Source organism: Sporosarcina ureae DSM 2281, assembly GCF_000425545.1.
Lineage (GTDB): Bacteria > Bacillota > Bacilli > Bacillales_A > Planococcaceae > Sporosarcina > Sporosarcina ureae.
Genome location: NZ_AUDQ01000028.1, coordinates 1 through 24,068, shown reverse-complemented (window position 1 = coordinate 24,068; position 24,068 = coordinate 1). Strand labels below are relative to the sequence as shown.

The following is a 24,068-nucleotide window of genomic DNA, read 5'->3' as shown; positions in this document are numbered from 1 at the left end:
CAAAGAAATAGAAAACGCCCCGAAGAATCTTTATGATCGATTCTTTGGGGCATTTTCTTTTATATGAAACAACGTGTTCACTTTTTGACGCTTACATTTAAACATCTAATTATTCAGCAACAAAAAAAGAGTATCGATAATGAAGAAATGAAAACGTATATGCAGTGTTATATTGAAAATGGCTTAGAAATTTTAATGCAAATTAAAGCTTCCCGTACTTCATTAGACGATTTAAGATTCTCTATAATTTAGAAAAACTCCCGTGGTTTTTTGTAACCACGGGAGTTTTTTGTTTAATTAATTCGTTCTGCTAACGATGTAATATCCACAACAATGGGACTGGATGCTGTTAGTTCTCCATGATCATTGAGTATTGGACTATGAACAATACATTGACCTTTCTTTAAAGAGGCTAATTTATTCTCCCATAATTTTCTTTCGCCAGGATCTTTCGATAAAGAATTTGCTATATTAGTTAATTCTTGTTCAGGTGGTTTAAAATATATTTTTTGTGCAGCATTTTGAAGACGTGCTAGTTCGTCAGAATTTAATTGCGATTTTAAGAATTGAGTGGCATACCAAGCCGACCAACCGAACTTTCTACCCTCCGTAAGTATTCTACCAGAAGGTGATGCTTTATCAAAATCTAGATTTTGTGCTTCATCTAACAAAACAGGCATTGGTTTATCTTTATTACCGTTTTGCACAGAATAGTTCCATAAATCCCACAAGATGAATTCGGTAATAATTAATTGTACATCACGATTATAGGAAGTTAATTGAATAACAAATACTTCGCCATCAGAATTCAAAACATCTTCCCAATTTATTTTTGTTTTAAAGTCAAAGACATCACGATCAATTAAGGGACGAATTGTAGACAGAGCCGTTTTAGCGTAAGAAGTACCAGCCTCTTCTAGGATAGACTTCATCTTAAGGAAGGTCATTGCATCTTCATACATTTCAAGACCCTCTATAACTGCTTCGTAAATAGCGTTTTGTTGCTGAATTCCCAGATTACTATAGACAGTTGCAAAAACACTTTTTACGCGTTCTGCTACATCTACATTAGACTCCAGAATCTCAATACCACCAAGATCTTTCATGTTTTTTCTGAATGGATTAATAGGTAATTTATCTTGTATTACCCACTGAACTTTGAACTTATCTTTGTCCATGTAATCAATAAATTCGGGTTCTAGTTGATTTGGTAAAAACCCTTCTGTATAGTCTACTACAATGTTTGATATTCCTGCCCTAGCTTGTTCTAATAGTAGACATTGCATGAAATAGGTCTTACCTTGTCCGGATCCACCGGAAATTAACAAATGACGGTTAGCTAAACCTGGATTACCGAACTCCCAGAATATTTCTTTGTTAGAGTTTTGCGCAGTGCCAATTTTGATCCTAATATTTTTTAAATCTATATTTTTTGAGCCTGACGCAGAAGGGGCTACAGGTGCATCTAATATAATAGGTTTCTTTGTTACTTCATGAGCTTCAGATACACTCGTTTTTCCTGAAAGTTCTTGTCTTGTAAATCTTTCCGGCATTTCATGTGCACTAGCAACTTCTTCTATATTAATTGCTGCTGTAATTTCAGGGGAATCATTTAATTCAGGATTAACTTCAGCTGCAGATGTATGCTCTATATCTATAGCGTCACTTGAATCTTTGGTATTTTTATCATTAATAATTGGCGGAGTCATATTCATAGTAGCTAAATCACTTGACTCACTTTTCGAGATAATATGATTTTTAGAATCCGTGTTAATGAGAGTCTGATACTTCTTTGAAAGTAATTGGTCATTTCTAAAATCGCTATCTTCATTTTCAATCCATTTCCTTATATCATCAACATCTTTGGTTACGCCCTGGTAACCATCTTCTTCTGTTAAATTAATTTGCATAATTTCACTATTAAAATCAACACTTCTATAGGCTTGTTCTTTCTTAAATGATAGAATAGCTCCTTTTCCTATGAAAGGAAGCAAATGATCTCCAATAGATACATTATTTCTTAGAAGTTGTTCAATAGTATCTTCTGATAACTTGAAATTTTTACTAGGCCAGAGTCCGCTTTTATCAATCTTTTTAGCATTGGAGATAAATAGTTCAATGAAAAAGTTTTTATGGAATTGTTCTCGGAATGAGTTTTCGGCGAAGGCTCCCATGAGCCCTTTATAAGTACTCAGCACTTGCTCTGTCGCTTTTTGTATTACATTTGAAGAGTTAATTCCAATCTTAACTTCAATAGGATAGAAATGAAGGAAGTTTTGTTCATCTCTTTGTTCTAATCCAAGTAAAAGTAAATCATCACTATGGGAACCGGTTAAACCAAGATTTTTAGCACTTAATGCACCATCTTTTTGACTTAAACCAACAGCTCCAGCAATACGTAAGATCTCCTCTAAAGAAATAGGTACCCACAAAATATCTTCATGATTATAATAAGCTAAAGTATACTTAATAGCAGATATTATACTTAGCTTTTCGCGATCGTAATGCCCTTTGCTACCTATTATTTTAAGCAACCATTCGCCGTTAAAAGTGTTGAAAGCTTTTACTGTAGAGTTAATTTGTTCTTGAGTGGATACAACATCTTTTGACTTCAAGAAGTCTTTTATTACCTTGTAATACTGTTCTGATTTACTCGTAATCGTAACGGCATCCAACTTGCTGGAAGAAGAGTACTGGTCGCTATAATGTATTACAATCGCTTCGCTAATGGTTTCAAAAAAGTCCAGATCTATTATGGGATCAACTAGTGTGACCCAATGAGAAGAAGCAAGAATTTTTGATAACTTACCTTCATCAATTGTATTAGAGGTAGCTAGGATTACTTCGTCACTACGATAAGTATCGTTACCGTTATTACTAAGATTAGCTGCTAATTCATTAACTAGCACAGTAGTTTCTAATAACATATTTAAATCATAGGTACCATATCCTTTTAAGCCGAACCCACTTTTATATACTGCACTCGTTTGATCATGCATAGATGGGACAGAGCAACTTAAACCATCAAGTGCGACACCTGTACGCATAGATGAAGACTTCTGAATTGCAAATTGACTAGAAGGATCCATTTTATAGAAAGTTACGTGAGCATAAGCCGAATCAAAGTCTATATCTATATCCTTCTTGTAATAACTAATTTTATTTTGGATGTTTCTCAACACTTCGTCTTCATCGTGCTGATCAATTCCATATAATTTTATATCATATAGATCTCGAATTTCTTGAGCAATTTTAATTCGTTGAAATTTGTCGAATGCTGATTCTGTTTCTGTATTACGATAAAGGGTTACTTCGATATCTGTCATGTTATGAACGCCGTTCTTGATAGCTTCTGCATATAGCCACTCAACCAGTCCAATCAAAACTTCAGTATCATTTTCGATTTCCACAACATTTACTCTATATGTCGCAACTGACTGATCGAAAAACAAATAAGAAAAATGCTTTTTAAATTGAGTTAGTTTGTCGGAAACTACTTTGGCTAAGTATTGGCTTGCATCAGAAACGCTAATTTCTTCTGTCGGTTCAAAAAACAACCATTCCATTACGGAATAAGTATAACTTGAGCTCAAAAGTTTATTACTATCTGTGTCGTCAGGAAAATATGCAAAAGGAATGAGAGATTCAGGTGTTAAACGTTTAAGAATACTTCTGTCAATATTCGAAAATTTGAGTTTGTCATACATTTCCAATTTATATGCAATCATAATTGGATGAAAGGGTGTAAATAAAAGTTCATGATCAGTGATCAATGTCCCTAGTTTAAATAAATCCAATCTTCTTTTCCCAGCTATCTTATCAGATTTAACTATATTTATTTCATTGGAATAAGCTTCAATAAAGTCATTAGCTCTTTCTATGAACTCATCGTCCACAGTAGCCAAACTTGGTATAACATATGAATTATTAGAATCACTTTTCTTGTGGAAAATGTTCACGAACCTACTATAGGCTTCACGTAATTCGTCTCCAATTATTAAATCAATTGGACTCAAATTATCTCCATCTAGCTTGCCATGCATCATAGGTAGGTTTTCGATCCACTGCTTTTCTAATGACCAATATTTAGTGTACTCTGGATCTAAATAAAACTCCTGATGATCAAAGATAATACGATCACTTTCTGTATTCCATACAGCATCTAAATTATTTTCTCTTATATCATGCCACAATTTAAAGCCTTTAATTGGAACAGACTTATTAGGCACGCTATTAAAAGTAAGCGGGATTTTAGTGTTTTCGACTTCTAAATTAACTGAAACTTTTCCGTCATCGGGTAATTCATTTAAAGTTAGTACCAAGTCAAATAAATCATCAGATGTAACTAAAACTTGTTGGTTATTTGTACTGATATCGAATTCTTTCTTGTTATAAAGAAGCCCATCCCCAATTAGTACGTCATCGTCGTAATCAAATAATAGATCCCCTTTTCTTTTATCAATTTTATACTTAGATTTTACTTGCTCTAACATTGAAGGGGGAATAGGAAGCACCAAAACATATAATGAAGCTCCTAATGACGCGACCTTTTCATGTTTATATATAATTTTGTGAAACTGATAAGAAGAAGCATCTGTAATTTTACCTCTGATCTTATTACCAGAAGTACTAAATAGTCTTGGAGACTCTTGAGTAATAAATTCATTTTTAAACTTAATATCACCCTGGATATCAAAACCTACTTCAATATTAATTTCAGTATATTGTTCAGGGTTGAACACGATGATGTATCGAGTTCTTTTACCGGCAGTAGTATCTGAGTGAGATCTATCCCAGATCTCTACATTTTCTTTTGCTTTAAAATATTGATAGATTATTTTCTTGTCTTTTTTCAGTTTTTTGTAATCTTCATGGAACTTGATGACCGATGGGAATGGAGTACTTTCCCAACTCTCATCTAGTAAAACATCGGTGCCCTTTGGGGAGAAGTTGTCTTCAAGTCGGCTTTTTTCAGAGCCATACTCATGAGCCTCTTTCACTTCATTGAATAAACGTCTGTTTTCATTCAAACGAGTCATTTGACTACTGCCTTTATAGGTATCTAGTTGTGTATCTTTGAACAAACCAAAGCTGGCATAATCTTCATCTGAAATATATTTATTTTGTAAAACTTCAAACAATGAAACAAAATCTAAAAAAGAAACTTTCTGAACAGTACTCTCTTTGATTAACATGTCTAGACTATCTCTAACTACGACTTTTTCGTAATTTTCTAAGGAAGAGTTTTGAAGTTCAGACTCAAGTTCTTTAAAAATAGTAGTAGGGTGAAGAGGAAGACCTTCCACTTCGAGGTTTTTACTTCCGCCTTCAATAGAATCTAATTGACCTACCAGTAGTGTAAGTAATGCAGTATTTTTCCAGACACCATTTTGTTCACCTACAAGGTTTCTTAAAGTTACAAGGTAGTCTGGGGTTACACCTCCGGTATTAGAAGCGATTACTAGGTTTATTCCGTTAATAGAAATTGAAATCGTACGATATTCAGTTCCTTGACTATGATGATAAGTAAAGTCTTGAGCGTCTTTCATTTCTTTAAATGAATTCAACATCTCAATTACATCAAAATCTTGTTCAAATCTTATAAAGAATCGATCACCAGGCTGGATTGTCTCTTGTAAATTGCTGGAAATAATATTCGCTATATACTTATTGTATTGGTTTGACATATTGGGCATCACCACTATCACTTTTTTTGTCTAATAAATTATGTGTTTCTAACATTTTAACCAATTCTCTTTTTGAGCTGAAGTCTAAGGAGATTCCACGTTTTTCAAGTTCAATATAAAGATTTTTAAGTGGAATACGTTGATCGCGTACACATACTGTAATTAAAAGCATTAATAAATCATGAGAAAGATTGAACACGAACCCTAAGCTTCCACGAGATTTAAGGAATACGCCTTTACCAATGTTCTCTATATTGCTACTATATCTTTTGACTGTTGATTGGCTCATACCTTTGTTAATGGACAGGGTTAGTGTACGTAGAGATTCGTTCAAAGTTGATGGCAAGTCCGGTTGATCTACCCCTTGAATTTCACAATAAACTTTTATCCAATCATGTAAATTTAACATAAAGTCGTCTTCTGAAATATCGTTAAGTTCTAACTTGTTTCGTAATGCAGAGAAGGTCAAGAAAGGCCTTACATCACTCTCGTCAGGTAGATTAAAAATAGAATGGCTCAATTGAAATTGTGCATGCAATTGTGGGAATAATAATTTGGCTCGCTCTTTGATATTTCGATAGCTAAATTCTCCACTTGCTGCTTTTCTAACAGTTTTTAATGACTCCCACTCTAATGAGTAATAGAAAGCTTTTGTATTATCATAAGAATCCTTTCTATGGTCGCCAAAGTTATAAATAAGCTGGCAACAATAATTAAAAACATAATAATTGGTTAAGAGTGGTAACGAATCATTAAAATATTGAGTATTTTTCATCAAATACTTTAAATCATCGGTAAACAGTTTAGATAGATCTTCAATTAAACCTAAAAAGTCAGGCTTTCTAGGCTTTTGTTTTTCGGTGATTTGTTCACTTAGAGTATTGACAATTGTTTCATTTAAGATGTCAGTAGTAACTTTTGTGTTAAAGAAACTGGAGAAAACTTCAGTTTCATTTAGCAAAACATCGTAAGCGAAATTTGCATATTTATTTTCTTCATTAGTTGTCTTTTCGCTTGAAATAAAATTAAATAAAAATGGATGCACTATATTTATTTTAGTATTATTAAAAAGATATTCATCAATGAATTTGTTTAAATCTTCACGAGTATCTGAATCATCGCATTCAATGGATTCGGCTACATACAAACTTAAAGAATTATAGTTAGTCTCATATTCATCTTCAGGGAGGTTTTTATAATTGACTTCAACTTTAGTGATTAACTTCACTAGTTCACCAATCATATTCATCCATTGAAGATGATTATATTTAGGCGTTTTACTACTTATAAAAGGTAAAACGTCAGTGACTTTTCCCTTAGAGTGGTTATTTTCATAAAGTTTTTTTAATGTATCTATTTCTAAGTAATTGTTCATATCATTTATTCCCTTTCAAATATGATCTCTTTAAAGCTTCCAAAACCGTCAGCACGTAACTTATAAGTCTTATTTTGATCAGGAAAGTCTACCAATAATTCAGTTTGTCGTTCTCCCACGCTCATCATCTTTTCCATAAACTCCATAAAGTTTACTGCGATTTCTTCTTCAGCAGTAGTGGGTCTATAGCCACGAGCAACCTTGTATAGTAGCTTATATAACGTAAAATCGATATCTAACTTAATATTTGAATGATAGCCTTGCTCACTTTTTAAGAAAGCGATGCTAATATTGGTCTTGAAATAATATAAGACGTCTCCTTGATTTTGAATGAATGGTGTAGATTCAATAGGATTGGCTTGCGGTGAAAATCTTTGTGCAAGTTTATAGTGATCTTCTCGTTGATTAATTAGAATGAACCCTTTTTTAGGCTGTCCTTTCCAATTAAACATTATAGATTTGAATACAGAATAGAAATCCTTTATTTTTTGTTTGTTACCTTTATTAAAATGAAATAAATCAATAATAAATTCATTGAAAATAGGATCACCAAGTGAATCGTCACTATAAACATTTGATAACTCTTTATTTGTCAAAAGTGCACACCTGAGCATTGAGGTGAACTTATATTTAAACGTTTGATCTAATGGATCATCTTCATTTAGGGAATTGTTTTCAAGCCATTGTTTAGCAAGACTATTATAAACGGTTTGTTCATGAACCAAGCCCCAGTTATTGTTTAGCCGTAAGTCTATTAGTAAATCATCAACCGTTGAGGATCGTGTATTTATAGGATCTAAATTACTTATAGCCCTCAACAGTTCAGACCTTTCACCACTTGCAAATAAAATGTTTGGAGTAATCTGATCTAGAACTCTTAACTCTTCATTGTTATCGTTCCCGATCAGGATATCGGCAATAAAACTCAAAAAAGCACGTGTTGATATCACAAGTTTATATTTCACGATTGCTTGTATAACAAGTTGTATTAGCTGTTCCTGAATTTCTGGACTCTGTAAAAACTCATAGTTTTCATGTAGATAATTCTTTTTATCTTCTTTAACATCCTTTTTATATGAAAGATAAAATGGATTCGCTTCGTCTGCTGCGAAAACCTTCTTTAGCATTTCTTTATAGAAGCTGGAGGTTGGACCATTTGCTGTTAGTTCATAAGAATGATTATCCGATAAGTTGAATAAAATAGTGCTCTGATCTTCATTCGCATACCAAGGAACGATCTTATCCTCAAATACTCCGCTTTCTTCTACGAACATTCTCAGATTTTGAAATTTAGCTCCATAATCACTATTAATAAAATTGTGAAGTACACCCAGGTTGATGGCTACGATAGTATGTTTATTCACCATATCTACTTGATCATCACTATGGGCAGATAAAATTTTTTCTAATGTTTGTAATGCGCTTAACTCTGGAGAAAAACTCTCGGTGGCATCGTTGTGTATTGTGAAGTCTGAAATGAGATCTTGATGTTCACTTTTTAAGTAAGCAAGAAGGTGAGACTTACCATCACCTACGCCTCCGCTAAGTAAAATCAGCTTAGGAGGGATCTCGTTTTTCAAGTAGTCGACTAATCTTTTTTGTATTTGTCGATCAATGTGAAGATACTTCTTAAAATCACTTAATTCATTTGCACTTTCAATTGCCTCTTTGGAAGAATCTTTCAGCTTGGAAAGTTGCTCCCTCAGCGTAGAAGTGGTTGATTTAAGATTATCTACTTGATTAACTTCCAACTCTGTAACTGCTGCAGTTTCATCTATTGCTTTCGTAAAAGGCGAGCTGTTCCCACTTTCGTTAGACTTTGTGTTACTTGATGTCTCTTGTTCTCTTTCTTCAAAAGCTTTAAATATTTCCTCTATAGTTAGACTTGGAGGTTTTTGAAGTGGCTCACGATAAGGTTTTATTGTTCCATCGTATGTTACGTACGTTTCGTAATACCAAGAAGCAACCTTAAATAACTGTTTATGCAATCCTAATGCATCAAGCAATGACATTTCGTTAGTATGTGTAGCTTTATTTCCAGTTCTACGTACTTGATCCAATGCAAGCTTTATTTCGCTTCTAATATAGTCTTGAGTAGATAAGTATGAAATCATATCATTAAGGGATAAGTTATATCCTTCTTGTATTTCTTCTATTATAAAAACATTTTTCAATAAGAATTCAACAGCAATTCTAGCTTTAGTACCGGCGGTTGCAGGGTCTGAAAATATATATTGTTCCATTTGAATAGCGGCTTTTGCAGCTTCAGGGCAATCATTTTTTAAAAACGAAAAAATCGACTCGTCGTTATACATAGTTTCAACTCCATATTATTTCAAGATCATTTAAGTCGATCTTAACACATTTCGCTTAACACTTTAATCTATAGTATTAAACTCTTTCAAACTCGAATCCAATGCTGTAATATACCTGAATTAGATGTTATAATAAGAAGTAATTATTACGTACGTATTTAGGAGAGGTTATATGTGAATACAGGATTTAATTATAGTTTTCCTGCATTAAGAGGTAGACAAGCTAGCAAGGAATACTATGTCGTTATGTGTCCGTTAAGATTGATACCTAAATTATTCCTGTTTGATGAGCAAGAAATACCTGCCCAATATAGAGCACAACGAATCTTAAATAAGTCCAGGATTCCTGAGCTCACCAACTATATTATCGATAATAAAAATGATTACGTATTTTCTTCTATTACTGCATCGATTGATGGCAAGAGTGAATTTATACCTTATGGAGAAGATCAGAATCAAGATATCGGTCACTTGAAAATATCTATGGATTCTAGGTTTCTAATAAATGACGGGCAACATCGTCGTGCAGCTATTGAAGAAGCCTTAAAGATTGCTCCAGAACTAGCAGATGAATCAATTTCTGTTGTTTTTTATAGAGATATCGATTTGGTACAAGCACAGCAAATGTTTTCAGATTTAAATAGACATGCAGTTAATACTACATCGTCAATTGGCATTTTGTATGATCAACGGGATCAAATTGCATTGTTAACTAAAGAGGTAGTTGAAGATGTTCCTTTATTTAAAAGGTACACAGATAACGAACGCGTCTCACTATCTAAAAACTCTCCAAAGATTTTGGCTTTAAATCAATTGTTCAATTCAACACTAAAAATTCTCGGTAAAACGAAAGGTGACCTATGCCAGAGTGAAGAGGAAGCGTATGTTAAAGAATATTGGCGTGTAGTGAGTGAATCGATCCCTGAATGGCAATTAGTTATGGAGAAAAAGTTATCACCAAGAGATCTGCGGGCAAACTATATTAATGGTCATGGCGTATTTATAGAGGCTTTAGGGGTGCTAGGTAACTATTTGAAAATTAATGAAATAGAAAACTGGCATACTTATATTCACAAGCTTCAAGGCATTGATTGGAGTAGATCTAATACAGACGATTGGTTGGGAAGATCGTTTAGCAATACAGGTAGAATACAAAAGACCAATCAAACAGTACGTCTAACTGCGAATAAAATAAAAGTTTTGATTGGATTACCTTTATCACCTAGCGATATCACACTAGAAGAAAGTTTTTCAACGGAGGTGTAGGCATTGAATAATGGAATAATAAGCAACATGCTTTCTAAACAAAATGATTTAGCTAAAACTGCAATAGAGGAAATTAAAAATGCTTACAAAGAAGATACACGACCATGGATTATTGGTTATAGCGGTGGGAAAGACTCTACTGTAGTCGTCCAATTAATTTTCGACGCACTATGTGAGCTGCCGAAAAACGAGTTACATAAGAAGGTCTATGTAATTTCATCGGATACTTTAGTAGAAACACCTTTAATTATTAATTCAATAAATCAAACACTTCGTCGCATTCAAGATGAAGCTCTTAAACGTGAGCTACCACTAGAAACTCATAAAGTAAAACCGAAAATGGATCAGTCATTTTGGGTGAATATCATAGGGCGAGGTTATCCAACACCTAATCAGCAATTTCGCTGGTGTACAGATCGCCTGAAAATTGATCCTGCAAATCAGTTTATAATAGACAAAGTTTCTGATTTTGGAGAAGTTATTATGATCTTGGGAGTTCGTGAAGACGAGAGTACAAGCAGAGGAAACTCTATGCGCTCACATGCTGTCGAAGGTAAATTGTTTATGAAACATTCAACCTTATCAAATGCTTATGTGTATGCGCCTATACGACATTTTAGTTTAGATGATGTTTGGGACTATCTTTTAAATTATGCATCACCTTGGGGTGACGATAATTATGATCTGTATAGCTTATACCAAGATTCAAATAGTGGAGAATGTCCTTTAGTTATTGATAAAGCAACAAAAGAAGATGCAGGTTCATGCGGTAATAGTAGGTTTGGTTGCTGGGTTTGTACAGTTGTAAGTGAAGATAAGGCATTGAATGGGTTTATCCAGAGTGGTCAAGATTGGTTAAAACCCTTGCTGGACTTTAGAAATTGGCTTACTAGTATCAGAGATGATCGCACAAAAAGAATGAAATATCGAAGACATGGACAGATTTATTTTAAAGAAGTTAAAGTCGAAGCAATTGATGATATCGAATACGTTATTATCCCTAAAAAAGCGAGTAGAAGAAAAGAATTAATAAAGTTAGAAGAATATACTATAGTCCCCAAAAATGAATTGAATAAGTATTTGACTAAAAATAATATAGATTTGAGTGCAGAAGGAGATCAGAAGTTACTAGTAACTTATAAAGAAGAAGGTCTCGACGGTGAAGAGAATTTGAAATATGCACAACTAGGATTAGGTCCTTATACGTTCGAAGCAAGAAAAGAGATCTTAGAGAAATTATTAATTGTACAACGAGAAGTAAAACATCCAGATGATCCTTATTTTGAACTCATTAAAAAAGAAGAATTGATAGAGATTCGCAAGATTTGGATGAAGATAGGAGATTGGGAAGATTCCTTACCCTCTTTATACTTTGATATTATGGGCCACGGTGAAGATTGGGAAATGGTTGAAAAACCAGTGTTTGATAAGGATCAAATTTCGGATTTGGAGCTATTATGCGATGAGTTCCATGTTGACTTAAATGTAGTTAAGCAATTGATTTCCATACAAAAAGATTACACTGGTCTAAAGGTAAGAAGAGGATTGATGAATGAGATTAAAAAAACATTAACACAAGACTATTTACATCTGTAAGTAAGGAGAACATATGAAATTTAATAATATAACACTCTCTAATATTGGTCCTTATATGGATGAAAACACATTTAATTTTACAAGTGATATTGATAAAAAAGTAGTATTGATCGGCGGAAAAAATGGCGCTGGGAAAACGACTTTACTAAATTCTATAAAGATAGGATTATTTGGATCTTTTAGTTTTGGTTATAAAGCCGATAATAAAGAGTATTTTTCTCGTATTAATCAGATGCTAAATAATGCAGCTAAAGAATCTAGAACTATTCAGCCTTTCAGTATTTCCATGGACTTAAATATGAATGAAGGCTTTGAAAGTAAAAACTATGTATTAAAAAGATCTTGGAAAATACAGAATGAAAGAGTACGTGAATATGTTCAAGTTCAGTTCAATGGTCAATATTTAAACGAACAAGAGCTAATAACTTTTCAAAATAAGCTCAGAGAATCGCTTCCTCCAGAGCTTTTAGACTTTTGTCTTTTTGACGGTGAAGAAATAGCGAACATTGTTAATAACGATGAATTATCTACTCATTTAAGTGCGCTATCCAAGATCGTGTTTAAATTAAATTGGTTTGAAAGTTTAGAAGAGGATTTGGAAGTGTATTCTCGTCAGTCATTGTCATCGAGTAATCAAAATCACGTAGATTTAAAAGAGGCGAGTACTAAACAAAAAGAACTGAGAACCCGTTCTAATGATCTATCTAATAGCTTAATCATCCTAAAAGAACATAAGGAAGATTTGCAAGAAGAAATAGACCAATATAAACTGGACTTTGAGCAAAATGGCGGAATCGTTAAAGCTGAGAGAGAATCTATTCTTGGGAAAATACATGAACTTGAAGTAGACCGTAAATCTATAATTGATGAGATCAAATCTTATACCGCAAATATGTTGCCACTACAATTGGCTATTTCTATTTTAGGCGATGCACGCGAACAAATTGCTAAAGAGGAGTCCGTCCACTTTGTATCTAAACTTGATAATTTGTTAGGTGATGATCAACTTGAAACAGTTCTTAAGCAAATTAATCTTCCTGAAACAGAAGAAAATAAAAGTAACTTAAAGGAATCGTTGTTATCTTCATTAGATAATGAAGGTTCTGCAAGATTAATACATGATGCATCATTTTCAGACAGTAGTATGGTGGAACAGACCTTTATTAAAGTGAAAGAAATTTCACCAACTAGTATTCGAGAGAAAATGCAAGAAAGTACCGCGATGTTACAGCAGATTAGAGTGTGGAAAGATAAATTAAAAATTAATGATACAACTTCAGAATTTGAAGATATACTAGCTCAAATTGAAAGACTGCAAAAAGAGTTAGTTTTAACTAGTGAAAGAATTGATAATGAGCAAAAAGAATATCAGCTACTTGAAAAAGAACTTGAAATTATAAATAATACAGTTGAAAAATTGGAACATCAAATATCTTCTGATAGTAAAACGGATAGCTCCTTTAAAGATGCTTTGAAAATCATACAATTGAGTGAGAAGTTCAGGAAAATTCAACTGCAAAAGAAGCTACAAGAAGTTGAAAGAGAAGCTCTTTTCATGCTTAATAAACTATTGCGCAAGAAAAATTATATTCATGCAATTGATATTAGTACTGAATCATTCGAGGTAGAACTGCTTGATGCTGATAGAAAAGTATTAAATAAGCTCACTCTTTCTTCTGGTGAGAAACAAATGCTCTTGATAGCTTTGATTTGGGCTATATTTAAGTGCTCGGGAAGAGAAGTACCGTTTATATTTGATACGCTTCTGGGGCGTCTTGATAAAGATCATAAGCGCGCAGTATTATTGGACTTTATTCCGCATGCAGGCACACAGGCAATTATTTTATCAACAGATTCTGAAATTGATGCAGAGTATTATGGAATGTTGTCGCCATATCTTGCCAAGGAATATACATTGAATTTCCAGGTGTCTAATCAAGCGACTACTATTTTACATGAATACTTACCGATGCTAACAAAAGGGGATGTAAGGGTATGAACTTCCGTCTGAAAACTTCATCTTCTACTGGCGAAAAGATACTTGCTCTACAAACTAATACAGGATTGACATGGAATATACTTGCAAGGATTGCTATTGCTTTATCACTAAAAGACCCATCGCTTCCGGAGAACGTAACGAATCGAGGTGGCTTAGAAATTCATCGAAATGCCCTTACTGGAGAAATGGACTTTGTTTATAAAACTATCATTAAGCAACATTCTCAGCGTAATGTGCCAGAAGATGAATACTTTCCAGATCTATTCAATGCTCATCTTGAGAGAGGTATGGCAATCTTGGATAATGAGTATAGGTATGCAGGTAATTTTGAGAAACTCTTATTAAGTCTTTTGGAAATGGGAGGACAACAAGATGGTGTATCTGGATAATAGCGCTACAACTAAAATATATACAGAAGCTTATGAAGAGATGTTGCCCTACTTATTAGCTGAGTATGGCAATCCTTCGAGCAAGTATTATGAGAAGGCTAACAATTCTAAAGTTGCTATAGAGTTGTCACGCGAGCGCGTTTCCAAATTATTGGGATGTTCTATTGAGGAAGTTATATTTACAAGTGGCTCTACTGAAAGTAATAATATGATTATCAAAGGTGTTGCAGATTTTTATCATCATAAAGGAAAGCATATTATTACTTCAGCAGCGGAGCATCCATCTGTATTGGAGACATGTGAGTTTCTTGTTGAAAAAGGATTTGATGTCACGTTTTTACCTACAGATTGTTTTGGAAGAATAGATCCTGTTCAATTAGAACGAGAGATAACGGCAGAAACGATCTTAGTTAGTCTTATGTGGGGGAACAATGAGCTAGGTTCTTTAAATGATATGAATGCGATATCAGAAGTATGTAAGAAGAGAAATGTATTCTTACATACGGATGCTACACAGGTAATCGGAAAACTAGAAGTAGATTTAGAGGATTATCCAGGTATTACGTTTTTATCTTGTTCTGCTCATAAGTTCCACGGACCTAAAGGTGTAGGATGCGCTTATTTAAAACAAGATCAATATGGAATCTTAACTCCAATTACTCCTTTATTTCATGGTGGAGGTCAGGAAGGTAATATTAGAAGCGGCACGTTGGCTGTCCATAACATTGTAGGTATGGGAAAAGCAGCGAGTATAACTAATGATAACCTTCAATATGCTATAAAAAGCTTGGGTGAAAATGAAATTTACCTACATGATTTATTACAAACAAAGTTTGGAGAAAGTATATCTTTTAACAGCGATGTTAAAGACAAAATTCCCGGCATCTTAAATGTGCAATTTAAAGGTGTTAATAACGAATTACTTCTCAAACAGTTAGCACCATATGTATCCGCTTCTACTGGATCAGCTTGCAGCGCTAGTAAACCGTCTCACGTATTGGCGGCAGCTGGTTACACTATTGATGAAATCAGATCTTCTATTCGATTTTCTTTATCATCCTTGACGACTCAAAAAGAACTTGATGTTTTTAAGGAATTATAAAACTATAAAATTAGGATCGAAGTAATAAAAGGCACATCATAAAGATATTATTCTTTACGATGTGCCTTTTTATGTCTGTATTCACCCTTAGGCGCAGCTTAGTCATCCGCCACTTCCACCAAATAAATTCTCTCATTAAAGCCGCCACGTGCTTTAGCTTTCTCTGCGCGTACAGCTTCTAGTTCCTCTATTGTTACACCATGATAAGCCGCTGCCGCATGAATGAGTTCCAGTAAGTCGGATAGTTCTTCGACGGCATCTTCCGAGTTAGTTGCTTCTTCGTACTCTGCTAGTTCCTCGTGCATCTTATTATTAATTTCAGCTATGTATTGTGAGTCATTCAATGTATGCGTTACGCAAGTTTTTCCGTCGGCTTCGATGATCTTTGGGATGAGGTCGCGTACGAGTTTGTTATAGATAGGCATATGTTGTCTCTCCTTCAATTCCGTGATTTGCTTTATTCTACCATAATTCGCTATTTTCCGTGACAACATAAAGGGTTTCATTATCTAATTATCAGAAAATATCATATAATTATTATAACACTTAAAATTTAAACAGACTTATAGCCTAAACGGTTTAAAAGTAATTGACTACTATAGGTAAATAGTAAATAATAAATAGTAAGCACTTGATTTTGTATAACGTTAGTTGTGAGTACTTAGAATCATTATAATTTAAGAGTTTCCCTATCTTATAGATTGAGGAGGTGGAGCGGATGTTTTCGACACCAGACTACAAAGAATACTTACAATTAATCGGTTCCTTTTCATCAAAAATGATACTAGTATCTGTTTTGGTGATAGCGTTCGCTTCCTATACCACACTCGTATTATATGAACGTATGCTAAAACCTAGCTTTTTTAAACGCGAAGTATGGCTTTTATTGGCTTCACTTGCATTGTCGTTCGGGATTTGGGCAACCCATTTTCTAGCGATGAATTCACTTTTGTTACCGGTTGAAATGCATGTGCATTACGGTTGGGCATTCATTTGTATAGTGCCAATCTTCTTTGCGACGTTACTTGCGTTCCAGCTTGTACGAAGCCCGATGAAAGCCTGTTGGCGCCATGCCGTAGGAGCTGCATTGATTGCGCAAGGTATGAGTGCTATGCAATATTTAGGCATGAAAGCGATAATAGTGGATGCTTTAATCGTTTATGATTGGAAACTGCTCATTGCGGGGAACTTGATTGGCGGATTATTGGTCTATCTGGCGCTACGGGAAATTAGCAACCCGAGAGGTATTTCGCTATCGATAGCATTTGTCATGTTTTTTCTAACGGTTGGAACACTTTCTCTGCATTATCTAGGCATATTCGGTACTAACTATTATATAGAAGAAGGACAAGCGTTACATGAGTCGGTTATGCATATGGAGATCATGAATGCGTTGATCGGTGTTGGAGTTGGGCTGTTACTTCTTGGGATGTTGTTGACGTCTTATATTGATCGCTATGTCGATTATTGGCTGAGGTATTACGATGTGCTGACGAAATTGCCGAATCGACGGAATTGGGAGCGTTGTTTGGCGGAAGACGTCGCAACGGGAGGTGTCGCGATTTGGAATTTCCCTGATCTGCCACGTATTAATCAATTATACGGCTATACAGAAGGAGATAAGATTTTGAAGCAAATCGGCGCGTTGCTTGCAAAGTGGAAACCTTCTTACGCTCAGCTGTATCGCGTCAGCGGAAATCGTTTTCTCTTCTGTGTTGAGCAAACAGGACGTACCACAGATTTTTATAAAAACCTTGTAATTATGCAGAGTGAAATAGATCAACTACTGCCGATTAAGAGTCAAGAAATGCGCTATGCATGTGGACTTGCTCAGGCGGATCAGAACAAGTCTGTGAAGACGTTGTATAAAGAAGCGTTGATGGTTATCGAACAAGCGGCCGCGTCACATGAATGGGGATTATTGACGTTTGACCCCGTTATCCACGGAAAGTCATATGAGCAAGATGTCTTGCGCGATATTTCCGAGGCGTTGGATGAAAGACATATCTACCTTGTCTATCAACCGAAAGTAAAAGGGGCTACCCATGAATTTGTCGGTGTGGAAGCATTGCTTCGCTGGACGCATCCAAAGCTTGGGTCCATTCCACCAGCGACGTTTGTTCCAATATTGGAGCAAGAAGGGCGAATGGGCGAAGTGACGGACTGGATTATTCGCGAAGTGTGCAGACAGATTCATAATTGGGATTCGCAAGGCATTCACGTGCCACAAGTAGCGATCAATATTCCCGGTGAATACGTGACGGAACCGCGTTTACTCAATTTGCTATGGAAAGAAACCAATGCGTACCGATTTGACCCCAGCCGTATTGAACTGGAGATAACGGAAACGAGTACCGCGAAGTCCACCACCCAGGCTATTGCTGCAATGAAGCAATTCAGGCGCTATGGATTCTCGATCGCACTCGATGATTTTGGAACTGGCGTGTCTTCTTTGTCCTTTTTACAGCAGATGCCCATTACGACATTGAAAATCGATAAGTCCTTTACGGATGGAGTACCAGCGCCAGCGAAGAAAAGTGCCGTGCTGAATGCCATAATAGCAATCGGGTGCCCGATGGATCTGACCATAGTCGTCGAAGGGGTAGAGAGACTAGAACAAGTGGAATTCCTGCTTGATATGAAATCAGATTTGACTTTCCAAGGGTACTATTTCTCGAAGCCGTTGACCGTTCCACAGTTCGAAAAGTGGTTGGCGAATTCGAATAAGCTGGGGTTCGTACACCCCTAACCCCATTTCATTAGTCAATTTATTTATATTGCCATAGATTGATAGTCAATTGGTGTGGTATACTAGTTCTATTGCACCAATGAATTGTATATTCTATGAATACATACATTAGTAATAGACCATATCGTCTGAGAGGGTGGAAGGATTTGTCCAATGATTCAGGTATTTTATTGGAAAGCGGAACGAATGAGCTGGAGATCGTCGGATTTGAGATGCAAGGTAATCGTTATGGCATTAACGTGATCAAGGTAAAGGAAATTATCATGCCATTGAAGATCACACCGATTCCACATGCGCATTTTGCAGTGGAAGGAATTATTCAGTTGCGCGGGGAAGTATTGCCAGTCGTCAGTATGGAGAAAATTTTAGGAATGGCACCTTCAAGCCACCCAGAAGATGCTAAGTATATCGTCGCTGCTTTCAATAAACAAACGGTCGTCTTCCGCGTACATAACGTTACGCAGATCCACCGCATTTCTTGGAATCAAATCGAGAAACCTTCTGGCATTTATGCAGCAGAAAACTCTCAAGTGATTGGTGTCATCAAGCTCGATGGCGACATGTTGTTGTTGCTGGATTTTGAAAAGATCATTATGGATATTAATCCGGATGCAGGGATTAACGTGGAGCAAGTGAAGAGGCTTGGGAAGCGTGAGCGTTCGGATAAACGCATTTTGATAGCGGAAGATTCGCCGTTATTGCGTAAGTTACTGTATGACACGCTCAGTGAAGCCGGCTACGCGAATCTCGACTTTTATGAAAACGGGAAAGATGCGTTTGATTATTTGGAGTCGCTAGTGGCGGATGGTATCGATGTGAAGAAGGACATTCAGTTAGTTATCACCGATATCGAGATGCCACAAATGGACGGACATCATTTCACCAAACGTATTCGTGAGACGCCAAAACTCACCGAGCTACCGGTTATCATCTTCTCTTCACTCATCACAGATGACTTGAAACATAAAGGCGACAGTGTTGGAGCGGACGATCAAGTGAGTAAGCCAGAAATTGCAGAGTTGGTATTGAAGATCGACAAGTATATATTGTGAAAACAGACTTCCGCGCAAATGCGGGGGTTTTTTTATGTAAAACCACGAGCCACTTTCCGTTTTAAAGGAAAGTGGCTCGTTGGTCGTTCTATGGAATGACTGAAGTAAATTTACTAGATTATTTATTGTCGGCGGCACCATAATCCTCGCGTACTTCCGTTACATCTTCAGAAGATATCTTTTTTCTAATATCGTAATATTTGTCCGCTCCGATTCCGCCTTCACCAATCATTTTGGAAATTTCCTTCGTCCGCATTTCGTTCTTTTTAATAATTTCTATTCTGTCGTCTTTAGCCATTTGCAATTCCTCCTTATAATAAAAAACTAGTGTGCTTTTCAAAAAAGAGAATCTGACTCTACTTCCATTTTACCATAGTAGAGTAGACGATTGCGAATTATCGAATATATTTCTAGTTTTTATTGTAGAATATCAAATTACCCATATGTAATCTTTGGAAATAATGGTATGTTTATTGGAAGTAATTATACAATTCTGTTGAAGTTAAACTGACAGGGGGTTATCAAATGAGGAAATTATTCGTGTTGCTGATCATTGCAAGTGTGTTGGTAGGGTGTGGCGAGAAGCAATTGTCTTATTCGGAAGTGCCAATCGATGAAGTGAATGCAGATGTGAAAAGCTTTATTGATGGCATAGAAACTTCTGAAGATGTTGAGGGGAATGGCATCTATATGTTCTCAGAAAACGAAATGAAACGATATTTGTATCTAAATCAAGATTTCCTGGATAGTGGAAAAGGATTTGGTGATATGGAAATTAGAACGGATGAAGATTCATTCCAGATTTACTTGCAGGAGAATGATGAACCGACAGAAGATGAATATAAGTTATATAAGATTACATTGGATCGGACGTATGAATATATGCGGGTTTTTAAAGATGATGAGGAAACGCATGTTCAGTTAATTGGAGTAGGAAAATAGAAGAGGTGATAGTGGCAGAAAATCTGTCACTGCGATTATGTTAATAGAAATTATACGAAATGCATGTAGAGGAGAGAGGGTATGAAGCTAGTAGGGTGTATTTTGGTGGCGGGTGTTTTAGGCATTTTGGCGTTTATCGGTCCTATAGGTTGGTATGCGTTAACTGCCATCATTGTTGGAGTGATTTTTAGATCGTTTTGGTTGTTGAAGGAAATACATCAACATGCAGTTCCAGTCGATCCGTACGATGGAGTGAAGGATGCATACGAAAGATATATTCTTGAGCGAGAGGAACGGGAGAAGCAGGAGCAAAATGGTTGAGACTTGCGCGTCAATTGACTGTCCTGACGATTCACTACTAGAGGTGTGTTATGTGGAAGCTGAAATGCTTCTGAAACGGGCCAACTAAACGAGTAGAAGGAGGTAAGTATCATAAAGCGTTTCATTGTTATGTTAATAATGACCAGTTTTTTACTATTATCTGCGTGTAGCGAAGAGAATCAAGCGAATTATTCCCCAACACCGGAAGCTGCTTTGGAGGATCTGATTCAAAGCGAAGGAATAAAAGGAAGTATTGACTTGATCACTACAACGGACGGAACAGAAATTCTAGTGGTCGAACAAGATAAAAACAAGTACTTTGTAGGTGAATGGTTAGAAGATAAAAAAGGCTACACTGCCAATAGAATATCAGCCAATGTTGCTATGGAATTAGGCGGAAGTTGGGAGTTAAAAACAAATTCCAAACATACATACACGATCTATTTTGAAAAGGAGCAAGAGGATCAGAACTTTTATCCTTTATCGAATGAGGACTATTATATCTCGCTTGTAGAAGGTCATCAGGTCACAAAGGAAGACTCCGATACTACGAATGCAATACATGATATTAGGACTGTAAAAGATTAATTCCGTGAGAGTGAAAGGTTTCCTAAATATTACTATTCGTTTTTCTAGTGGAGTTGTTAAATGAGCACTGTGCCGGAAATGGGCCAGTTTTTGAAACGGAAAGGAATGAATATATGTTTAAAAGAGCACTAACGTATTGTTTAATTTTCATCGTGTTTCTAACGGCTTTACAGTGGTTATTCCGACCAGAAATTCGTTGGGGTGACAATAGTGGACTTACTGTCATTGCATTTTTTGTTTTTATTTTTGTGGAATGGATAACTAAAACCAATAAGAAAGCTAAGAGTTAAATGTCTTGCTCCCTTCACAATTGGGTGCAATTGCTTCACAAGTAATCGCGCCAATATCGCAATCGGGCCCAAATGAGTGGTTATCAAAAGGGAGTTGATTTACTTGAAAAGACCTTTTAGTAAATGGTCAATTGCTTATATAGTTTTTGGATTAGTAGCATTTGTGGTCAATTGGATGACAAGTGAAATAATTGAACCCGTTGTTCTGGTCGGATCTATCTTTTTAGTACTTGGTGTTATCTTTAGCTTTATCGCTTTTCTCAAAAATGAAAAGGGTGTAATGAAAATAATATCAGGTGTGTCCTTTTTCCTTATTTTACTTTGTCTTGTATTGATTGAACCACTTATGTTTGTTTATATATTAACTTGGCTAAAAAACATATTTTAACAATCGGGCGCGATTGTTGTACAAATTTTGTGCTATTAACGAGTCATTTTCTTAAGTATGGGGGAGATTAAAATGAAAAATAAAATTATAGACTTGTTTGGAATTCCTATTGCTTTTTTATTTTCAGGTGTTTTATTTTTAATATTTGGAGCTAATGGAGAAGGCTTAGCAACCACGTTCTCGAGACCTGCTGGTGCTTCAAGTTGGACTACTGAGGGGAGCACTATCGATGCGTTCACATTTATACCAATAATTTTGGGTGTTTCATTTCTGATATTATTCGTTAGTACTTTTTCCATATCTTTTAACAAATGGCAAAAGAGTCAGTAATTTCGCAAACGGTTGCGATTGCTTTATAAGCGATTTCGTTTGTATCTCAATCAAGCCATTAAATTTTAACGTAAAGAGTAGGTAATGGTTTTTTGGAAGATAAAGAAACCGAATTACCTTGGTTTATTAAAAAAACACCTTTTTTAATAATTGCTATTTGTTTTGCACCATTAGCTTATATTCTTGTTCTCTTAAATTGGAATCGCGTGGATAAAGAAACAAAGAGAGATCGCTTTTTTGTAGCATCTATACTATTTTTGATTTTTTCCATAGGTTTTATGCCACGTAACTTTTTAAGTATTTCGCTTGCGATTGGTGTAGTTCTCTTTCTTTGTTCTACTACTTATGTTGTTTTATCAAGAAAATAGTAATTTATCAATGGCGGCGTTAACCGTACAAGGTCGTTCATGAAAAGGGCCATTTTATTCAAAAAGGGGGAGCCGATTTTGATTAAGACTCTAAAAATAATTTTAATAATGGCCGTCATATCATTAGCTAGCTTTGGTCTCATAACAAATACATCTAGCAAAATATTACCTTTTCTATTGCTACTAATGGCATTAATGGCAGCTGTCATCGGTGTTACTGAATTTCAAAATAGAAAGCCTGCTTCTTTAGGACTTTTTCTAGCTGCTGGTTTTGCATTATTTGTTGGGGTATATATTTTGTGAAACTAACGGGGGACGTTTGTTTTATAAACAAATGCTCAAATACCGCAATCGGGCTAAATTATTTAATTTTAAAAGATACAATTGAGGTGCGTTTATGATTTCTAATTATAGATGTTTTATTGATATCCATTTCAGTGGTGGGGATATTCAATTTGACGTTTCGAGTGACACACAGTTACTTAGTTTTAAATCAGGTATAGGGTTTATAGCAATCCCTAATATTCTCCTAACGCTTGCCTCTTTATATAAAGGTAAAATTAGTGAAGCAAAAATAGATTGTGATGGAAAATTTGATTACTATATATTTTCCAGTGATCGGAAAATGCATTTTATTGAACATCATGGTCATTATCCAGAGGGAATATCTAATTATGAATTCAATCTTAAAGATTATATCCTAGCTATTTGTACAGGGTTTCAAGAATATCTGCAAGAACTTGAAAGAGAAGGAATATTACCTTTGAAAAACCAAGAATTCGCTCATCCATTAGGTGATGATGTATTAAACGCTTTTCATGATTTCTAATCCCTTTTAAGTTATTAATTATGTAAATCTATTTAAGTGATTCAACAAATGCGTGCGATTGCTTTGCAAGTAATCGCGCCAATATTGCAATCGGGCCAATTTGTAGAATTTGTAAGCAGAAAAAATAAATTAAAGGCGAGTTATAGTAAGGTAAGCGTCAAAAAGTGAACACGTTGTTTCATATAAAAGAAAATGCCCCAAAGAATCGATCATAAAGATTCTTCGGGGCGTTTTCTATTTCTTTGATTGGATATAACAATTCTTTGGTAAGGTCTTTGACCAAGGCATTAAGTCTTCAAACTCTGCGATTTTCTCAAGGTTACGTTGAGGAAGTTCTTCGAAAAGGAACTGCAAGTAGAAGAAAGGATTCACGCCATTCTCTTTTGCGGTCTCTACGAGACTATAGGCGATTGCACTTGAAGTAGCACCTCTTGTGGAAACTGCGAAAAGCCAGTTTTTTCTGCCGATTACAAAAGGCTTTA

General features: G+C 35.3%; 21 protein-coding genes. 14 read left to right on the top strand and 7 right to left on the bottom strand.

Annotated features, from left to right (window positions below; genetic code table 11):
• Positions 1 to 293 precede the first annotated feature (293 nt).
• The 3 genes from dptH to dptF are packed head-to-tail and all read right to left on the bottom strand — an operon-like array spanning position 294 to position 9,377.
• Positions 294 to 5,687 (bottom strand): DNA phosphorothioation-dependent restriction protein DptH, encoded by a 5,394-nt coding sequence (gene dptH / locus H605_RS19505; RefSeq protein WP_051210646.1) that lies wholly within the window; start codon positions 5,685 to 5,687, stop codon positions 294 to 296.
• Positions 5,668 to 7,062 (bottom strand): DNA phosphorothioation-dependent restriction protein DptG, encoded by a 1,395-nt coding sequence (dptG, locus tag H605_RS0116435; RefSeq protein ID WP_029055190.1) that lies wholly within the window; start codon positions 7,060 to 7,062, stop codon positions 5,668 to 5,670. The genes dptH and dptG overlap by 20 nt, the downstream gene beginning before the upstream one ends.
• A 5-nt stretch (positions 7,063 to 7,067) precedes the next feature.
• On the bottom strand, positions 7,068 to 9,377 hold the full coding sequence (gene dptF, locus H605_RS0116430; protein WP_029055189.1) for a DNA phosphorothioation-dependent restriction protein DptF: 2,310 nt from the start codon (positions 9,375 to 9,377) through the stop codon (positions 7,068 to 7,070).
• Between the two features lie 174 nt (positions 9,378 to 9,551).
• Here dptF and dndB point away from each other — a divergent pair, with 174 nt between their 5' ends.
• Genes dndB through H605_RS0116405 form a run of 5 tightly spaced genes read left to right on the top strand, consistent with a single transcriptional unit; the run spans position 9,552 to position 15,729 of the window.
• The gene (gene dndB, locus H605_RS0116425; protein ID WP_029055188.1) at positions 9,552 to 10,643 is read left to right on the top strand and encodes a DNA sulfur modification protein DndB; all 1,092 of its coding nucleotides are present in this window, start codon (positions 9,552 to 9,554) and stop codon (positions 10,641 to 10,643) included.
• A 3-nt stretch (positions 10,644 to 10,646) separates the two neighbouring features.
• A complete protein-coding gene (gene dndC, locus H605_RS0116420) occupies positions 10,647 to 12,239 on the top strand; it encodes a DNA phosphorothioation system sulfurtransferase DndC (RefSeq protein ID WP_029055187.1) in 1,593 nt (530 codons plus the stop codon).
• 13 nt (positions 12,240 to 12,252) lie between these two features.
• Positions 12,253 to 14,238 carry a DNA sulfur modification protein DndD gene (gene dndD / locus H605_RS0116415; protein ID WP_029055186.1) on the top strand — a complete coding sequence of 662 codons (1,986 nt, stop codon included), beginning with the start codon at positions 12,253 to 12,255 and terminating at the stop codon, positions 14,236 to 14,238.
• A complete protein-coding gene (gene dndE, locus H605_RS0116410) occupies positions 14,235 to 14,627 on the top strand; it encodes a DNA sulfur modification protein DndE (RefSeq protein WP_029055185.1) in 393 nt (130 codons plus the stop codon). Before dndD ends, dndE begins: the two co-directional genes overlap by 4 nt.
• Positions 14,611 to 15,729 (top strand): cysteine desulfurase family protein, encoded by a 1,119-nt coding sequence (locus H605_RS0116405; RefSeq protein WP_029055184.1) that lies wholly within the window; start codon positions 14,611 to 14,613, stop codon positions 15,727 to 15,729. The genes dndE and H605_RS0116405 overlap by 17 nt, the downstream gene beginning before the upstream one ends.
• A 98-nt stretch (positions 15,730 to 15,827) precedes the next feature.
• On the opposite strand, the gene H605_RS0116400 is transcribed toward H605_RS0116405, so the two are convergent.
• On the bottom strand, positions 15,828 to 16,154 hold the full coding sequence (locus H605_RS0116400; protein WP_029055183.1) for a nucleoside triphosphate pyrophosphohydrolase: 327 nt from the start codon (positions 16,152 to 16,154) through the stop codon (positions 15,828 to 15,830).
• Positions 16,155 to 16,447: 293 nt separating this feature from the next.
• Between H605_RS0116400 and H605_RS0116395 the strand changes: the two genes are divergently transcribed.
• Positions 16,448 to 18,478 carry a putative bifunctional diguanylate cyclase/phosphodiesterase gene (locus H605_RS0116395; protein ID WP_029055182.1) on the top strand — a complete coding sequence of 677 codons (2,031 nt, stop codon included), beginning with the start codon at positions 16,448 to 16,450 and terminating at the stop codon, positions 18,476 to 18,478.
• A 146-nt stretch (positions 18,479 to 18,624) separates the two neighbouring features.
• The gene (locus H605_RS0116390; RefSeq protein WP_029055181.1) at positions 18,625 to 19,530 is read left to right on the top strand and encodes a chemotaxis protein; all 906 of its coding nucleotides are present in this window, start codon (positions 18,625 to 18,627) and stop codon (positions 19,528 to 19,530) included.
• A 118-nt stretch (positions 19,531 to 19,648) separates the two neighbouring features.
• Here the strand turns inward: H605_RS0116390 and H605_RS18215 are convergent, their stop codons facing one another.
• On the bottom strand, positions 19,649 to 19,828 hold the full coding sequence (locus H605_RS18215; RefSeq protein ID WP_037562306.1) for a hypothetical protein: 180 nt from the start codon (positions 19,826 to 19,828) through the stop codon (positions 19,649 to 19,651).
• Between the two features lie 227 nt (positions 19,829 to 20,055).
• On the opposite strand from H605_RS18215, the gene H605_RS0116380 reads away from it, so the two are divergent.
• The 4 genes from H605_RS0116380 to H605_RS0116360 all read left to right on the top strand — a co-directional run bounded on the left by H605_RS0116380 (position 20,056) and on the right by H605_RS0116360 (position 22,059).
• Positions 20,056 to 20,472: a hypothetical protein gene (locus H605_RS0116380; RefSeq protein WP_029055180.1), complete on the top strand. Its 417-nt coding sequence runs from the start codon at positions 20,056 to 20,058 to the stop codon at positions 20,470 to 20,472.
• Positions 20,473 to 20,553: 81 nt separating this feature from the next.
• Positions 20,554 to 20,793: a hypothetical protein gene (locus H605_RS0116375; RefSeq protein ID WP_029055179.1), complete on the top strand. Its 240-nt coding sequence runs from the start codon at positions 20,554 to 20,556 to the stop codon at positions 20,791 to 20,793.
• Between the two features lie 138 nt (positions 20,794 to 20,931).
• The gene (locus tag H605_RS0116370) at positions 20,932 to 21,381 is read left to right on the top strand and encodes a hypothetical protein (RefSeq protein ID WP_155979566.1); all 450 of its coding nucleotides are present in this window, start codon (positions 20,932 to 20,934) and stop codon (positions 21,379 to 21,381) included.
• A gap of 393 nt (positions 21,382 to 21,774) precedes the next feature.
• The gene (locus H605_RS0116360) at positions 21,775 to 22,059 is read left to right on the top strand and encodes a hypothetical protein (protein ID WP_029055177.1); all 285 of its coding nucleotides are present in this window, start codon (positions 21,775 to 21,777) and stop codon (positions 22,057 to 22,059) included.
• Positions 22,060 to 22,094: 35 nt separating this feature from the next.
• Here the strand turns inward: H605_RS0116360 and H605_RS19285 are convergent, their stop codons facing one another.
• Positions 22,095 to 22,370, bottom strand: coding sequence for a hypothetical protein (locus H605_RS19285; protein ID WP_211225435.1), 276 nt, complete (start codon positions 22,368 to 22,370; stop codon positions 22,095 to 22,097).
• Between the two features lie 111 nt (positions 22,371 to 22,481).
• Between H605_RS19285 and H605_RS0116350 the strand changes: the two genes are divergently transcribed.
• The 3 genes from H605_RS0116350 to H605_RS0116340 all read left to right on the top strand — a co-directional run bounded on the left by H605_RS0116350 (position 22,482) and on the right by H605_RS0116340 (position 23,586).
• Positions 22,482 to 22,757 carry a hypothetical protein gene (locus H605_RS0116350; protein ID WP_029055175.1) on the top strand — a complete coding sequence of 92 codons (276 nt, stop codon included), beginning with the start codon at positions 22,482 to 22,484 and terminating at the stop codon, positions 22,755 to 22,757.
• Between the two features lie 78 nt (positions 22,758 to 22,835).
• The gene (locus H605_RS0116345; protein ID WP_232321270.1) at positions 22,836 to 23,060 is read left to right on the top strand and encodes a DUF3953 domain-containing protein; all 225 of its coding nucleotides are present in this window, start codon (positions 22,836 to 22,838) and stop codon (positions 23,058 to 23,060) included.
• A gap of 94 nt (positions 23,061 to 23,154) precedes the next feature.
• A complete protein-coding gene (locus H605_RS0116340) occupies positions 23,155 to 23,586 on the top strand; it encodes a hypothetical protein (protein WP_029055173.1) in 432 nt (143 codons plus the stop codon).
• Between the two features lie 234 nt (positions 23,587 to 23,820).
• On the opposite strand, the gene H605_RS0116335 is transcribed toward H605_RS0116340, so the two are convergent.
• Positions 23,821 to 24,068 (bottom strand): transposase domain-containing protein (locus H605_RS0116335; protein ID WP_037562304.1); only part of this gene is annotated, 248 nt, incomplete at its 5' end.